Origin of the sequence: Methylosinus sp. LW4 (assembly GCF_000379125.1) — a bacterium.
Taxonomy (GTDB): domain Bacteria; phylum Pseudomonadota; class Alphaproteobacteria; order Rhizobiales; family Beijerinckiaceae; genus Methylosinus.
Map to the genome: position 1 here is coordinate 893,382 of NZ_KB900626.1, position 14,810 is coordinate 908,191.

General features: G+C 67.3%; 13 protein-coding genes. 9 read left to right on the forward strand and 4 right to left on the reverse strand.

Annotated elements, in window-relative coordinates; genetic code table 11:
• The first annotated feature begins 104 nt into the window (after nt 1–104).
• The 9 genes from murB to aspS all read left to right on the forward strand — a co-directional run bounded on the left by murB (nt 105) and on the right by aspS (nt 11,666).
• On the forward strand, nt 105–1,031 hold the full coding sequence (murB, locus tag METLW4_RS0104510; RefSeq protein ID WP_018265011.1) for a UDP-N-acetylmuramate dehydrogenase: 927 nt from the start codon (nt 105–107) through the stop codon (nt 1,029–1,031).
• On the forward strand, nt 1,028–2,533 hold the full coding sequence (locus tag METLW4_RS0104515) for a hypothetical protein (RefSeq protein ID WP_018265012.1): 1,506 nt from the start codon (nt 1,028–1,030) through the stop codon (nt 2,531–2,533). The genes murB and METLW4_RS0104515 overlap by 4 nt, the downstream gene beginning before the upstream one ends.
• 509 nt (nt 2,534–3,042) lie before the next feature.
• Nucleotides 3,043–3,381, forward strand: a complete 339-nt coding sequence (locus tag METLW4_RS0104525; protein WP_018265014.1) for a hypothetical protein — start codon at nt 3,043–3,045, stop codon at nt 3,379–3,381.
• Nucleotides 3,382–3,578: 197 nt separating this feature from the next.
• Nucleotides 3,579–4,514, forward strand: coding sequence for a D-alanine--D-alanine ligase (locus tag METLW4_RS0104535; RefSeq protein ID WP_018265016.1), 936 nt, complete (start codon nt 3,579–3,581; stop codon nt 4,512–4,514).
• Nucleotides 4,511–5,500 carry a cell division protein FtsQ/DivIB gene (locus METLW4_RS0104540; protein ID WP_018265017.1) on the forward strand — a complete coding sequence of 330 codons (990 nt, stop codon included), beginning with the start codon at nt 4,511–4,513 and terminating at the stop codon, nt 5,498–5,500. The genes METLW4_RS0104535 and METLW4_RS0104540 overlap by 4 nt, the downstream gene beginning before the upstream one ends.
• Entirely contained in the window at nt 5,497–6,810 is a 1,314-nt protein-coding gene (ftsA, locus tag METLW4_RS0104545) for a cell division protein FtsA (protein WP_018265018.1), read from the forward strand. The genes METLW4_RS0104540 and ftsA overlap by 4 nt, the downstream gene beginning before the upstream one ends.
• A gap of 97 nt (nt 6,811–6,907) precedes the next feature.
• Complete coding sequence (ftsZ, locus tag METLW4_RS0104550; RefSeq protein ID WP_026191246.1) at nt 6,908–8,629, forward strand: cell division protein FtsZ; 1,722 nt, start codon at nt 6,908–6,910, stop codon at nt 8,627–8,629.
• Nucleotides 8,630–8,834: 205 nt separating this feature from the next.
• Complete coding sequence (gene lpxC / locus METLW4_RS0104555; protein WP_026191247.1) at nt 8,835–9,752, forward strand: UDP-3-O-acyl-N-acetylglucosamine deacetylase; 918 nt, start codon at nt 8,835–8,837, stop codon at nt 9,750–9,752.
• Nucleotides 9,753–9,887: 135 nt separating this feature from the next.
• The gene (gene aspS / locus METLW4_RS0104560; RefSeq protein ID WP_018265021.1) at nt 9,888–11,666 is read left to right on the forward strand and encodes an aspartate--tRNA ligase; all 1,779 of its coding nucleotides are present in this window, start codon (nt 9,888–9,890) and stop codon (nt 11,664–11,666) included.
• A 232-nt stretch (nt 11,667–11,898) separates the two neighbouring features.
• Here aspS and METLW4_RS0104565 read toward each other — a convergent pair whose 3' ends face one another.
• From METLW4_RS0104565 to METLW4_RS23975, 4 genes are all read right to left on the reverse strand, one after another.
• Nucleotides 11,899–12,375 carry a GNAT family N-acetyltransferase gene (locus METLW4_RS0104565; protein ID WP_018265022.1) on the reverse strand — a complete coding sequence of 159 codons (477 nt, stop codon included), beginning with the start codon at nt 12,373–12,375 and terminating at the stop codon, nt 11,899–11,901.
• Nucleotides 12,372–13,082 carry an aminotransferase class IV family protein gene (locus METLW4_RS0104570; protein WP_018265023.1) on the reverse strand — a complete coding sequence of 237 codons (711 nt, stop codon included), beginning with the start codon at nt 13,080–13,082 and terminating at the stop codon, nt 12,372–12,374. Before METLW4_RS0104570 ends, METLW4_RS0104565 begins: the two co-directional genes overlap by 4 nt.
• Entirely contained in the window at nt 13,034–14,233 is a 1,200-nt protein-coding gene (locus tag METLW4_RS0104575) for an aminodeoxychorismate synthase component I (RefSeq protein WP_018265024.1), read from the reverse strand. The genes METLW4_RS0104570 and METLW4_RS0104575 overlap by 49 nt, the downstream gene beginning before the upstream one ends.
• Before the next feature lie 77 nt (nt 14,234–14,310).
• On the reverse strand, nt 14,311–14,745 hold the full coding sequence (locus METLW4_RS23975; protein ID WP_018265025.1) for a MarR family winged helix-turn-helix transcriptional regulator: 435 nt from the start codon (nt 14,743–14,745) through the stop codon (nt 14,311–14,313).
• Between the last annotated feature and the right edge of the window lie 65 nt (nt 14,746–14,810).

The window sequence follows — 14,810 nt, forward strand, 5'->3', positions numbered from 1 at the left end:
CGCTCTTACGTTGCGCGCAATATCCACGGACCCTCATCCGACCTCGCTTCGCGAGGCCACCTTCTCCCGCGCGCGGGAGAAGGAATTGCGCACGGAGATTGCGGATGAGCTTTCGAGATATCTCCGCCGAGATCGCCGCGCTCATGCCGGAATTGCGCGGGCGTCTTTCCGCCAATGAGCCGCTCGCGCCGCTCACCTGGTTTCGCGTCGGCGGGCCGGCGCAGCTTCTCTTCTCGCCGGCGGACGAGGACGATCTCGCCTACTTTCTCGCGCGTCTGCCGCGCGAGATTCCGGTCACGGTCATCGGCCTCGGCTCCAATCTCATCGTGCGCGACGGCGGAGTGCCGGGCGTCGTGGTGCGGCTGACGGCCAAGGGCTTCGGCGCCATTACGGTGGAGGAGGGCGAGCGCATTCGCGTCGGCGCGGCCGTTCCCGATGTGAAGCTCGCGCGTGCGGCGGCGGACGCCGGCATAGACGGTCTCGCTTTCTATCGCGGCATTCCGGGCGGCGTCGGCGGCGCGCTGCGCATGAATGCGGGCGCGCATGGCGGCGAGACCAAGGATGCGCTGCTCGAGGCGCGCGGCGTCGATCGTTCCGGCAATACGCGCGTCTACGCCAACGCCGATCTCGGCTTCTCCTATCGCCATAGCGATGCGCCGGAGGATGTGATCTTCACGCAGGCGCTGTATCAGGGCCGCAAGGGCGATCCCGCGACGATCCTCGCGGAGATGGAGCGCATCACGCAGGCGCGCGAAGCCTCGCAGCCCATTCGCGAGAAGACGGGCGGCTCCACTTTCGCCAATCCGCCCGGCCATAAAGCGTGGCAATTGATCGACGAGGCCGGCTGCCGCGGGCTCGTCATCGGCGATGCGCAGGTCAGCGAGATGCATTGCAACTTCCTCGTCAATCGCGGCCAGGCGACGGCCGCCGACGTCGAGGCGCTGGGCGAGGAGGTGCGGCGACGCGTGCGGGAGAAGAGCGGCGTTGTGCTGCGCTGGGAGATCAAGCGGATCGGCCTCGCCCTCGCATGACTGTCCTCGAGAAGAGCGCGCGGGCGCGCGTCGAGAGCGATGGGCTCGAGCTGCTGCTGTCGAGCCCGCCGCTCGGCGCGGGGCTCGCTGTCGTCGCCGTCGCGCAGCAGCTCATCGGACATATCGATTGCGACGTCTCCTGGTTCCTGACTTTCGCCGAGAAGGTTCTCGATGGGCGCATCGCCTATGTCGAGACGAGCGATCCCAATCCGCCGGCGGCCTTTCTCTCGCTCATGCCGGCCGTGCTGCTGGCCCGCGCGCTGCATCTTCCGGCGGAGGCGCTGGTCGCGGCGCTGGTGTTTCTCGCCGCGGCGGGCTCCATCGGCTTTTCCTTCCTGCTGCTGCGGCATGGCGCGGCGCGCGGCCGGCGCGAATGGATGCAGCTTCTCAACGCCGCGATCTTTCTGCTGCTGGTCGCGCCGGAGATCGTCTTCGCCGAGCGCGAGCATATCGCTCTGCTCGCTCTGCTGCCGCTGCTCGCCGCGCTGGCGGAGGAGCGCGCGTCGGCGCCGCTCCCCTTGCGCGTCGTCGCGGGATTGTGCGGCGGTCTCGCCGTGGCGATGAAGCCGCATTTCCTCCTCGCCATCGCTCTGCCGGCGCTGGCGCTCGCGTGGCGGGAGCGCAGCGCGCGCGCCTTGCTGCGGGCGGAGCTGGTCGCCGCGGCGCTCGCCGCCGTGGTCGCGACCGGCGCGACGCTGATCGCTTTTCCGGCCTATGTCGACGAGGCGCTGCCGCTCGCGCTCGAGGTCTATGGTCCGGCGCGCGACGATCTCGGCCATTTTCTCGCGCATTCGCTCGCGCTCGCCTATCTGGCGCTGCTCGCGGGCTTTCTCGTCGCGGCGCGCGGGGCTGCGCTCGGCCGGGCGTCGCTCGTCGCGCTCGCCGCCTCTCTCGGCTTTTTCGCCGCCTTTCTGCTGCAGGGGAAGGGCTGGATGAACCACGCCTATCCGGCGATGGTCCTGCTGCTGTTCGCCTGGATTTTTTTCGCGCTTCGCGACCGCGCGGCGACGGGCGTGCGCGCGGCGCTGACGAAATTCCTGTTCGTGCCGGCGCTGCTCGCCGCGCCGGCCTATTTCGGAATCGTCGAGCAGCTGACCGATCGCGAGGAGCACGAGGGCCTCATGGCCGCCGTGGCCGCGGTCGCGCCGCCGCGTCCGCGCATCGCGACCATCGCCAGCCAGCTCGACTTCGGCCATCCTCTGACGCGGCGGCTCGCCGGCGAGTGGGTCGGCCGCCAGAACGCGCTCTTCGTCACCGCGGCCGTCGGCCGGCTGCTGGAGACGGCGGGGCCAGAACGCCGCCAGCGGCTGGAGGCGCGGCGCAGCGCCGATCTCGCCGCGCTGGCCGAGGATATTCGCGCCGGGCGGCCGGACATTATCGTCGCCGAAGATCGGGCGACGCGGGAATGGGTGCTGAAGCGCCCGGGAATGGCCGGCGCCCTCGATGGCTACAGGCTCGCGAAACAGGCGGGGGATATAGAGATTTGGCGGCGGGCGGAGTGAGAGCGGGGGAGGCGCCGCCCGACCAATTCCCAGTCGCTCGCGGACCTCTCGAGGTTGCCGAGCCCCATTTGCGAATTGATCGCGCTGCTGGCAGACTGCGTTCGACAGGGGACGAGCCATGAGAGCGGATGATTTTCAAAATTGGCTCGAGGAGAAGGGCGCCCTCGGCGCCTGTCCCTTTTGCGGGACAAACAATTGGATCGGCGAATCCGACGCTGAGAATGAGCAGCAATTGGTGAAGGTGTCGGTCGTTTCTCGCGGAAAAGCGCATTCAGACGATTCTGGCCGCTCGTATTCGGTGGAGATGGTCCGACACGACTGCTATATGCTCACATGTAGTCATTGCGGCTTCGTGCGCTTACATAACGTGTCGGTGGTCGACAAAAATGACTGAAAAGCCTCGTCTGCACGTCGTCGGCGGCTCGACGGCTCCCCATGATAGAGACATCGCCCAGGTAAGCGCAGGACCTGCGAGCGCTGGACCTGGAGGCGGCGGCGGAGGAGAGGGGATGAGCGATCTCGAGCGTCGTGTCACCACACTCGAGTCGGATATGAAGAAACTTCTTCAGGACACCGCCGAGATCAAGGGGCTTCTCCGCGCAATGCCGACGTCCTCCGACTTCAAGGATCTGAAGGCGACGTTCGCGGCGGATATCGGCGAGGTGAAGGGGCGTGTCGCCGGCCTTCCATCCGCGGTCGAGTTTGGCGAGCTGAAAGGGCGCGTGAACGCCCTTCCGACCACGGCCAAGATCGCGTCGATCGTCTCGATCATCGGCGCCATGGTCGCAATCATTCTCCGCTGGCAGGAGATAGCCGCCTTCACCGCCGGAATGGTAGCGAAGCATTAATTTCGCGCTGCCACTCCAAGGCGTGAGTCGATCGTCGGTGGCGCATCAGCTGGCGCGCTCTTTCATAGCCCTGCCGATGGCGGCGATGATCTGCTCAGGGCATGTCGTGATGGGCGGCGGCGCGCCATCCGCGCCCCGCCGGCCCATTCGCAAATCCAACCGAGGGTCGAAGCCCTCGCACAACTCGAAGGTGCGTCATGACTGCTCCCGTCGCCGTTCACGTCGCCGTGCTCATGGGCGGATTCTCCTCGGAGCGAGAGGTCTCGCTGCGCTCGGGCGAGGCCAGCGCCAAGGCGCTGGAGAGCGTCGGCTTTCGCGTCACCCGCGTCGATGTCGGCCGCGACGTCGCCGAGGTTCTCGCCAAGCTCGCGCCGGATGTGGCCTTCAACGCGCTGCATGGACGCTTCGGCGAGGATGGCGCCATTCAGGGCGTGCTCGAGATTCTGCGCATCCCCTACACGCATTCCGGCGTGCTCGCCTCGTCTCTGGCGATGAAGAAGGATGTGGCCAAGAGCGTCATGGCGGCGGCCGGCGTGCCTGTGCCGCGGGGCCGGGTGGTGCATCGTCTCGAGGCGGCCAAGGCCCACGCCCTCGAGCCTCCTTACGTGCTGAAGCCGGTGAGCGAGGGATCGTCCTTCGGCGTCTTCATCGTCAAGGAGGGGCGCTCGCATCCGCCGCAGGAGCTGGCCGCCGCCGATTGGCGCCATGGCGATTTCATGCTGGCGGAGAATTTCGTCGACGGCCGCGAGCTCACTTGTGCAGTGATGGGCGACCGCGCTCTCGACGTCATCGAAATCCTCCCCGTGTCGGAGGACTTCTACGGTTTCGACGCGAAATACGCGAAAGGCGGTTCGAAACACGTGCTTCCGGCGAATCTTAAACAAAATATTTACCAAGAGGTCCAACAGTTGGCGCTCGAGGCTCATCGGGCTCTCGGCTGTCGTGGCGTCAGCCGTGCGGACTTTCGATACGACGATCGACCCGGAGGAACGGGCGAGCTCGTCGTGCTGGAGGTCAACACGCAGCCGGGCATGACCGAGACCTCGCTGGTTCCCGAAATGGCGGCCTATGCCGGATATTCGTTTGGCGAGCTCGTAAGATGGATGGTGGAAGACGCGTCCTGCGATCGTTGAGAGAGCCTGTCGAGGCTCTCTTCGATGTCGCGCATCCGCATCCCGTCCAAGCTTCGTATCAAGCCGGCGCTCTTCAGCCCGGCGCCTATTCCGCTCCTTACGTAACCCCCGTCGCTTCCCAGCCGGCCGAGCGGCGCACCCGCCCGGCGGCGGCTCCGCGCGCCGAGCGCGGGCGTCTGTCGCGGCTCGCCGCTCTGCCGGGAATCGGCACGGCGGCGCTCGCTCTGCTGTTCGGCGGCGTCGGCTTCGTCGGCGTCGCGCATAATGGCGGCTATGCGGAATTCGTCGCGCGCAATGGCGCGCCGCGCGATATTGTGGCGCGCGCGCTCGGCTTTTCCATCGAGGTCGTCACCATCAGCGGGCTCGGCGAGCTCTCCGAGAGCGACGTGCTTGCCGCTTCGGGCGTGAAGCCCACGCATTCGCTGCTCTTTCTCGACGCCGAGACGATTCGCGAGCGGCTGACCGCGCTGCCGCTGGTGGAGAGCGCGCGCGTGCTGAAGCTCTATCCCGATCGGCTGATCATCGCGCTCGAGGGGCGTCGGCCCTTCGCGCTCTGGCAGCGCGACGGCAAGCTCTCCGTCGTCGCCGCGGATGGCGTCGTCATCGACGAAATGCGCGACGAGCGATTCTTGGGTCTGCCCTTCGTCGTGGGCGAGGGCGCGGAGAAGCGGCTCGACGAATATATGCGGCTACTGGAGGCCGTCGGCGATCTCAAATCGCGCGTGCGCGCCGGCGTTCTCGTCTCCGGGCGGCGCTGGTCGCTCGACATGACCAACGGCGTCGAGGTCAAGCTCCCCGAGCAGGATCCTGAGGCGGCGCTCGCCGTCCTGCAGCGACTCCAGCGTGAGGCCAGGATCCTCGATAAGGATGTGATCTCGATCGATTTGCGCGCGCCGGGACGCGTCGCGGCGCGCCTCTCCGAGGAGGCGGCCGCCGCGCGCGCGGCCGCGAGTTCGCGTGGTTCACACAAGGGCGGCCAGACATGAAGCCACATATGTTCCCGCCGCGAATGAAGCAGCTCGGCGCGCGCCGCAGCGCGACCATGGCGGTGCTCGACGTCGGCACGTCGAAGATCGCCTGCATCATCGCGCGGCTGACGCCGGTCGGCGACGGCTCGCCGCGCGGGCGCACGCATCGCGCGCGCGTGCTCGGCATCGGCCATCAGCGCTCGCGCGGCGTGAAGGCCGGCCAGATCGTCGATATGGAGGAAGTCGAGAGCGCGCTGCGCCGCACGGTGGACGCGGCCGAGCGCATGGCGCGCTCGCAGATCGACGCCATAATCGTCACCGCTTCCGGCGGGCGGCTCGCCTCGCAGCATTTCGCCGCCAAGACGCGCGTCGTCTCCGGCGCCGTCGCGCCCTCCGACGTGCATCGCGTGCTCGAGGCTTCCGCCGCCCATGTGATGGAGCGCGGCCGCGTGGTCATGCATTCGCTGCCCACCGGCTTCTCGCTGGATGGAACGCCCGGCATTCGCGAGCCGGCCGGCATGGTCGGCGGCGAGCTCGGCGTCGATCTCCATGTCGCGAGCTGCGATCAGGCGGCGATGCGCAATCTTCTCGTCGCGGTGGAGCGCTGCCATCTCGGCATAGAGGCGGCCGCCGCGGCGCCTTATGTCGCCGGCCTCGCCGTGCTGGAGGCCGATGAGGCCGAGCTCGGCGCCATCGTCATCGACATGGGCGCGGGCGTCACTTCGCTCGCCGTCTTCGCGGGCGGCGCGCTGGCGCATGTCGATGCGGTGACGCTCGGCGGCAATCACATCACCATGGATATCGCCCGCGGCCTCGACTGTCGTCTGAGCGACGCCGAACGTCTGAAGACGCTCTATGGCGCGGCGATCTCCTCTCCTTCCGACGATCGCGAGACGATCGCCTTCGATCATGTGGGCGACAGCGGCGAGCATCCGGCGCATGCGCCGAAATCGCATCTCGTGCGCATCATTCGTCCGCGCGTCGAGGAGACTTTGGAGTTCCTGCGCGACCGTCTGGCGGCGTCCGGCTTCTCGGCGCATGCGGGGCGGCGCGTGGTGCTCACCGGCGGCGCCTGCATGCTCACGGGCCTGCCGGAGGCGGCGCGCCGCATTCTGGGCGGACAGGTGCGCGTCGGCCGGCCGGCCGGCATCGACGGCCTGCCCGAATCGGCCAGAAGCCCGGCTTTCGCCGCGGCCGTCGGCCTGCTCGTCTATCCGCAATTCGCAGGGCGCGAATATTTCGAGCCGCGTCGCGAGGCGGAGACGCGCGGGACCGGGACCAATGGGTACATCTCTCGGGTCGGACAGTGGTTGAGAGACAGTTTCTGAGCATTTCGAGCATGGAGAGCGAGGCGCGCGTCGGCGAAACGCTCCGGGGATGGCAACCGACGCGCAGTCGCATGAAAATCAGTCGAAAGGTCTGGCGATGACGATCAATCTCAAGGCGCCCGAGCTCCGGGAATTGAAGCCCCGCATTTTGGTGTGCGGCGTCGGCGGCGGCGGGGGCAACGCTGTCAACAATATGATTATGTCGGGCCTCTCCGGGGTGGACTTTCTGATCGCCAACACCGACGCGCAGGCGCTCGCCTCGGCGCGCGCCGAGCACATCATTCAGATGGGCCTGCAGGTGACGGAAGGCCTCGGCGCCGGCGCGCAGCCGGAAGTCGGCCGCGCCGCCGCGGAAGAGGCCAAGGACGAGATCCGCGAGCATCTCAATGGCGCGCATATGGTCTTCGTCACCGCCGGCATGGGCGGCGGCACGGGCACGGGCGCGGCGCCGGTCATCGCCGCCACCGCGCGCGAGATGGGCATTCTGACCGTCGGCGTCGTGACCAAGCCCTTCCATTTCGAGGGCGCGCGTCGCCTGCGCATCGCCGAGGGCGGCATCGCCGAATTGCAGAAGTCGGTCGACACTCTGATCATCATCCCGAATCAGAATCTTTTCCGCATCGCCACGGAGAAGACGACCTTCGCCGACGCTTTCGCCATGGCCGATCAGGTGCTCTACTCGGGCGTCGCCTCGGTCACTGATCTCATGGTCAAGGAAGGCCTCATCAATCTCGACTTCGCCGATGTGCGCTCGATCATGCGCGGCATGGGCAAGGCGATGATGGGCACGGGCGAGGCCACCGGAGAGCGCCGCGCCAGCCTGGCGGCGGAGGCGGCCATCGCCAATCCGCTGCTCGACGAAGTGTCGATGAAGGGCGCCCGCGGCCTCTTGATCTCGATCACCGGCGGCAACGACCTCACCCTCTACGAGGTGGACGAGGCGGCGAGCCGCATCCGCCAGGAGGTGGACGAGGACGCCAACATCATCCTCGGCGCGACCTTCGATTCTTCGCTCGAGGGCGTCGTGCGCGTGTCCGTGGTGGCGACGGGCATCGATCTGCCCTCCACCGCCGCCGAGGACGCCGCCGCGGCGGAAGCCCGTGTGCTGGAGGCCGCCGAGCGTCTGCGCGCCCAGGTGGCGGCGCAGGGCCGGGTGTCCTTCGTTCAGACGGTCGCCGAGCCGGCTCCGCAGCCGGCGCAGCAGGCCTATGCGGCTCCCGTCTATGCGCCCGAGCCCGCGCAGGCCCCGGTCGAGCGCCAGCAGCCCTCGCCCTATTACGGCGAGCCGCAGCAGGCGCAGGCGCCCTCGCGCGATGTCTATCTCGAGCAGGTGGCGACGCGTCCGGTCTATGCGCCGGAGCCGGCGCCGCAGCCGGCCCATATGATGGAGGCGCATGAGCCCTACATCCCGCCGGCCGCCGAGCTGCCGCGCATGCGCATGCCGCAGATCGAGGACTTCCCGCGTCCGGTGCAGGAGCAATATCGCCAGGCGCGCGGCGACGCCGCCGCCCAGGCGCCGGAGGCCGCCCGCCGCCGCACGCTGCTGGAGCGTCTCNCCTCCTTCGGCGCGAGCCGTCAGGAGGATGCGCTGCAAGGGCCGGCGGCCGCCGCCGCGCCGCGTCCGCAGATGCGCCCGCAGGCGCCCGCGCCCTCCCAGGGACATGCGGAATACGCCAAGCGCCCGGTTCCCCAGGCGCCGCAGCAGCCGGCCGGACACGCCGGCCTCGATCCGCATGGCCGCCGCGTCGCGCAGGCCCGCTCGATCGAGGAGGAGCAGCTCGAGATCCCGGCCTTCCTGCGCCGCCAGATCAACAACTGATCTTTCGTCGCCGGCTCGTGAAAACTGTGAAAGGCCCGCTCCGGCGGGCCTTTTCTCATTCGGATCGGCTGTAACATTTTGTAAAAAACCGTGACTGGAGCCCCGCTGCGGCGCGGATTATTCTGCGCGGGCGCCGCTTCGCCACAATCGCGCATCATCGCGCGCGCGGCGGACTCGACCGCTGTCCCGGAGTGAGACGAAATCGATGACGTCGCATCGACCGACGAGGATGCAGACGACGCTCGGCGCCGCAGTGGCGCTGGACGGCGTCGGCGCGCATAGCGGCCTCGCCTCGCGGCTCCTTCTGACGCCCGCCGAAGCAGGCACGGGAATCGTGTTCTCGCGGCTCGGCGGCGTGGATGCGCTGCGCGCCGAGGCGCGCAATGTCTCCTCCACCGATCTTTGCGTGCGGCTCGGCGCCGGCGCCGCGTCCATCTCGACGATCGAGCATCTGATGGCGGCGCTGCGCGGCCTTCGGGTCGACAATGTCGCCATCGAGGTCGACGGGCCGGAGGCTCCGGCGATGGACGGCTCGGCGGCGGCCTTCGTCGCGGCCATCGACGAGGCCGGAATCGTGGCGCTCGACGCGCCGCGCCGCGCCATTGTGATTCGCGCGCCCGTGCGCGTCGCCGACGGCGCCGCCTGGGCGGAGCTGGCTCCCGCTTCCGGCGGCTTCTCCATGGATGTCGAGATTTCCTACGCCGCCGCGCCCATCGGCCGCATGCGGCGGCGGATGCGGCTGACGCCGGCGAGCTTTCGCGCCGAGATCGCCCGCGCCCGCACCTTCGGCTTTCTGTCGGACGCGGAGCGTCTGTGGCGCGAGGGCAGGGCGCTCGGCGCCTCGCTGGACAACACCATCGTCCTCTCGGAGGGCCGCGCGCTCAATCCGCAGGGACTGCGCTTCGCCGACGAGTTCGTCCGTCACAAAATGCTGGATGTGCTCGGCGATCTCGCCCTCGCCGGCGCGCCGATCGTCGGCGCTTTCCGCTCCTACCGCGGCGGCCATCGCCTCAATCTCGCTCTGGTCGAGACGCTGCTGGCGACGCCTTCCGCTTTCGCCATCGTCGGCGGCGAGCGTCGGCCGCGCTCGCGCCCCGCCGCCCGTATCGGCGCGTCTGGCTGAGGCTGCGCTTCCGTTCGTTCGCCATGGCGCGGTCGCAACGCCCGCAACGCGACGCTCCGGCTTGACACCGGCCCTTCCCCCTGCGCTTCTCCGCGGCTAGAAACGTCCCTCCCTACGAGACAAAAGACACGCAAAATGCATCGCTATCGTTCGCATAATTGTGGAGAGCCGCGCGAGGCCCACGCCGGCGAGAAAATCCGTCTCTCCGGCTGGTGCCACCGCATTCGCGACCACGGTGGGGTTCTGTTCATCGATCTGCGCGATCATTACGGCCTCACCCAATGCGTGGTCGATCCTGACTCGCCGGCCTTCAAGGCCGCGGAGAAGCTGCGCTCGGAATGGGTCGCGCGCCTCGACGGCGAGGTGCGCAAGCGTCCCGCCGGCACAGAAAATCCCGACATGCCGACCGGCCTCGTCGAGGTCTATGTCACCGAGATCGAGGTGCTCGGCCCCGCCGCCGAGCTGCCGCTGCCGGTCTTCGGCGACCTTCCCTATCCCGAGGAGACGCGGCTCAAATACCGCTTCCTGGACCTTCGCCGCGAGAAGCTGCACGCCAATATCATGCTGCGCGGCCAGGTGATCGATTCGCTGCGCCAGCGGATGAAGTCTCAGGGCTTCTTCGAGTTCCAGACTCCGATCCTCACCGCCTCCTCGCCGGAAGGCGCGCGCGACTTTCTGGTGCCTTCGCGCATTCATCCGGGCAAATTCTACGCGCTGCCGCAGGCGCCGCAGCAGTTCAAGCAGCTGCTGATGGTGGCGGGCTTCGATCGCTATTTCCAGATCGCGCCCTGTTTCCGCGACGAGGACGCCCGCGCCGACCGCAGCCCCGGCGAGTTCTACCAGCTCGATATTGAAATGAGCTTCGTGACGCAGGAAGACGTGTTCGCCTCGGTCGAGCCCGTGCTGCGCGGCGTGTTCGAGGAATTCGGCGGCGGCAAGCCGGTGACGCCGGTCTTCCCCAAAATCGCCTTCCGCGAGGCCATGCTGAAATATGGCTCCGACAAGCCGGACCTGCGCAATCCGCTGATCATCGCCGATGTGAGCGCGGAATTCGCGCGCGACGATGTGAGCTTCAAGGCCTTCAAGGGCAAGGTGGTGCGCGCCATTCCGGCGCCGGGCGCCGCGTCGCAGCCGCGCAGCTTCTTCGACAAGCTCAATGATTGGGCGCGGTCGGAAGGCGCGCCGGGCCTTGGCTACATCATTTTCGACGAGGAGAATGGCGCGCTGATCGGCAAGGGGCCGATCGCGAAATTCATTCCGCCGGAGGCGCTGGCCGCGCTCGCCGCCAAGGGCGGCGTGAAGGCGGGCGATGCGCTGTTCTTCTCCGCCGGCGAGGAGCTGAAGGCCGCCAAGCTCGCCGGCGCCGCGCGTCTGCGCGTCGGAACGGAGCTCGGCCTGTCGAAGACGGATGTCTTCGAATTCTGCTGGATCGTCGACTTCCCGATGTACGAGTATAACGAGGACGACAAGAAGATCGACTTCTCGCATAATCCCTTCTCCATGCCGCAGGGCGGCCTGGAGGCGTTGGAGAGCAAGGATCCGCTCGATCTTCTCGCCTATCAATACGACATCGTCTGCAACGGCATCGAATTGTCCTCGGGCGCGATCCGAAACCATCGGCCGGACATTATGAAGAAGGCTTTCGAGATCGCCGGCTATGGCGAGGATGTGCTGATCGAGAAATTCGGCGGCATGTATCGCGCCTTCCAATATGGCGCTCCGCCGCATGGCGGCATCGCGCCGGGCGTCGATCGCATTGTGATGCTGCTCGCGGGCGAGGAGAATTTGCGCGAGGTGGTGCTGTTCCCGATGAATCAGCGCGCCGAAGATCTGCTGATGGGCGCGCCCTCCGAGGCGACGGCCAAGCAGCTGCGCGAATTGCACATCCGCTTGAATCTTCCCGAGAAGGGCTGAGTCTCGCCGCTGCTATCCTTCTCCCACTTGTGGGAGAAGGTGGCCCGACGTAGTCGGGTCGGATGAGGGCCGCTGCGATTTGCGGCTCTCTCGAAATTTATCTCCATGCGCCGGAATGCGACGACAATCCGCGCATGGAATTTCGATCTCGCCCAATTCCGACGGACCCTCATCCGACCCCGCTCCGCGGGGCCTCCTTCTCCCACAAGTGGGAGAAGGAGGGGGTGCTGGATCATTTTTCCGCGAGATTTTCCAGAGCGGCGCCGGTCGTGCGGCAGATTTTCCATTCATGCATGAGCTTTGCGCCCTGCGCCTCATAAAAGGCGATCGAGGGCGCGTTCCAATCCAGCACCGACCATTCGAAGCGGCCGAGCCCCTCGGCGACGCAGCGCCGCGCGAGATGGGCGAGCAGCGCCTTGCCTATGCCGGCGCCACGAAACTGCGGGCGCACGAAAATATCCTCGAGCCAGATTCCGTGCCGGCCGCGAAACGACGAGAAAGTATAGAACCACAGAGCGAAGCCCGCCGGCGCGCCGTCCCATTCGGCGATATCGCAGAAGACGCGCGGATTTTGCGCGAACAGCGCGTCGGCGAGCGTCTCCTCCGAGGCTTCGACCTCATGCGAGAGCTTCTCATAATCCGCGAGCTCGCGCACGAAGGCGGCGACCAGCGCGCTATCCGCGCGCGCGGCTGGGCGGATGTGGATCACGCTTCCTCGTCCTCGGCGGTCTCGTCCTCGACGGTCTCTTCCTCGACGATCAATGCCGCGCGCACCAGCCCGCGCACGGAATTGCCGAAATAAAATTCGGCGTCGCCGGAAAAATCCTCGAGCCGCAGCAGACTCTCGCGCGCCTTGCCGCTGGCGAGAAGATGCGCGCGCAATGTCCCCGGCAGCAGCCCGCTGGAGAGCGGCGGCGTCAGCAGCGCGCCGTCTCGCGCGAGAAACACATTGGTGCGCGCGCCCTCGCAAACCTCGTCGCGCTCATTGCGAAACAGCACCTCGTCGGCGCGGCAGCGCATCGCCGCTTCGGCCAGCTCGCGCTCATAGAGCTCGCGCCGCGTCGTCTTATGGCGCAGCATCGGATCATCGGATTCGAATCGCGCCTCGGCGACGGCGACGCGCCAGATCGTGTCCGGCGTGATCGCGTCGATCGGCAGCGAGCTCGCTTCGAAACGGCCGTCGCGGCCGAGCGCATAGCGCACGCGCAGACGATCATCGAGCGGATCGGCGACCTCCTCGTTCAGCGCCGCGAGAAAGGCCTCCTCGCTATGGAGAAAGCCGAGCGCGCGCGCCGAGGCGGAAAGCCGCGCGATATGCTCGTCGAGATAGAGAAAGCCGCCGTCCTGCGTCCACAGCAGCGTTTCGATCAGGCCGAAGTCTTCGCTCCGGTCAGGAATTTCGCCTTGATCAGACATTCCTCATATTCCTCGCGCGCCCGCGAATCGGCGACGACCGCAGAGCCGACGTTGCAGACGAGCTCCCCATCGGGGAAAAGTGTGAGCGTGCGGATCGCCACATTGAAACGGATCGCCCCGTCGGGCGCGATGAGGCCGAGCGAGCCGCAATAGACGCCGCGGGGCGCGCATTCGAGATCGCGAATGATCTCCATGGCGCGAATCTTCGGCGCGCCGGTCACGGAGCCGCAGGGAAACAGGCCCGCGAAGAGATCGGCGAGCGTCACGCCCTCGCGCAGCTTCGCCTCTATGCCGGATGTCATCTGATGCAGCGTCGGATAGGTCTCGACGGTGAAGAGATCGGTCACGCGCACCGAGCCGACCTCGGAGAGGCGCGAGAGATCGTTGCGCAGCAGATCGACGATCATCAGATTTTCGGCGCGGGATTTCTCGTCCTGCGTCAGCAGCGCGGCGCGCGCCATATCCTCTGTCGGCAGAAAGCCGCGGCGCGCTGTTCCCTTCATCGGCCGCGCGCGTATGAGGCCTTCGCAGGCGTCGAAGAAAACCTCCGGCGAGAGCGAGACGATTCTCTCCGCGCCGAGCGCCACCACGCCGCCATAGGCGACCGGCTGGCGCTTGCGCAGCGCGCGATAGAGCGCCGTCGCCTCGCCCTCATAGCGCCCATGCATGGGGAAGGTCAGATTGATCTGATAGACGTCGCCCGCATAGATGAACTCGCGGCAGGCGTCGAAGCGCTCGGTATATTCGGCGAGGCTCCAGGCGGGGGTCAGCGCGACCTCGACCGCCGCCGTCTCGGTCGCCAGCGAGGCGGCGTTGCGCCACTCATATTGGCGCGGCGCGCGGAAGGCGCCGAAGAGCAGCAGCGGCGTGCGCGCCTGGGGCAGGGGGCCGCTCGCGAATTTCGCCTCGAGAGCATAGCCCAGCTCATAGCCGGCGTAGCCCGCGAGGAAGAGCCCGCGCCGAGTCGCCGCCTCCATGCGCGCGAAAGCCGCCGGAACCTCCGCCGCCGTATCGGCGCGGATGATCTCCTCCGGCTCGTCGAAGAGCAGAGCGGCGCCGTTTCGTCCGTCCTCGAAGACGACGAAGGGGCCATCGGGCGCCTTATTGGGGTCGAAAGGCTCGCGCCCGCGAAGCTCGGCGATATGGAACATTTAGGACGCGGCGCTCCGGTTCGGAAAGCCCATCTTATATCAGCCGGGCCTGCGGATGAAGCCGCGAGTTTGGGGCTTCATGGCGGAGCGCCCGAGCCTTTCGTCGGCGCGATTTTTTCGAGCAGCTGGATCAGCTGCTCGATCTCGGCCGCGCTCAGCTCGGAAAAGGCGCTCTGCAAGGCGTCTGCCAGCAAGGGAGCAGCGCGTTCCAGCAGCTCTCTTCCCGAATCCGTCAGATGGTGGCGGATCGCGCGACCGGCTCCGCTGATGCGCTCCACGAGGCCGCGCGTCGCCAATTTGCTCACCAGCTCGCCGACGGATTGATCCGTCATCAGGCACGCCTCGGCGAGCGCATGGGTGGATAGGGCTGGATTGGCGCGAATTCGCTCGAGGACGACCCAGAGCGCCATTGTCAGGCCCACGCTCGCCAGAGATCGATCGAAGGCGGCGCTCTTTGCGGTTTGCGCGCGCTTCAGCCCGAGCGCCGCCGCCCTCAATCGGTCATCGATCATATAAGGCTCCTTGTATAACTGTCGCGATCAATATATAAGGGTCCTTGTATAAGGGCCTTCAGTTT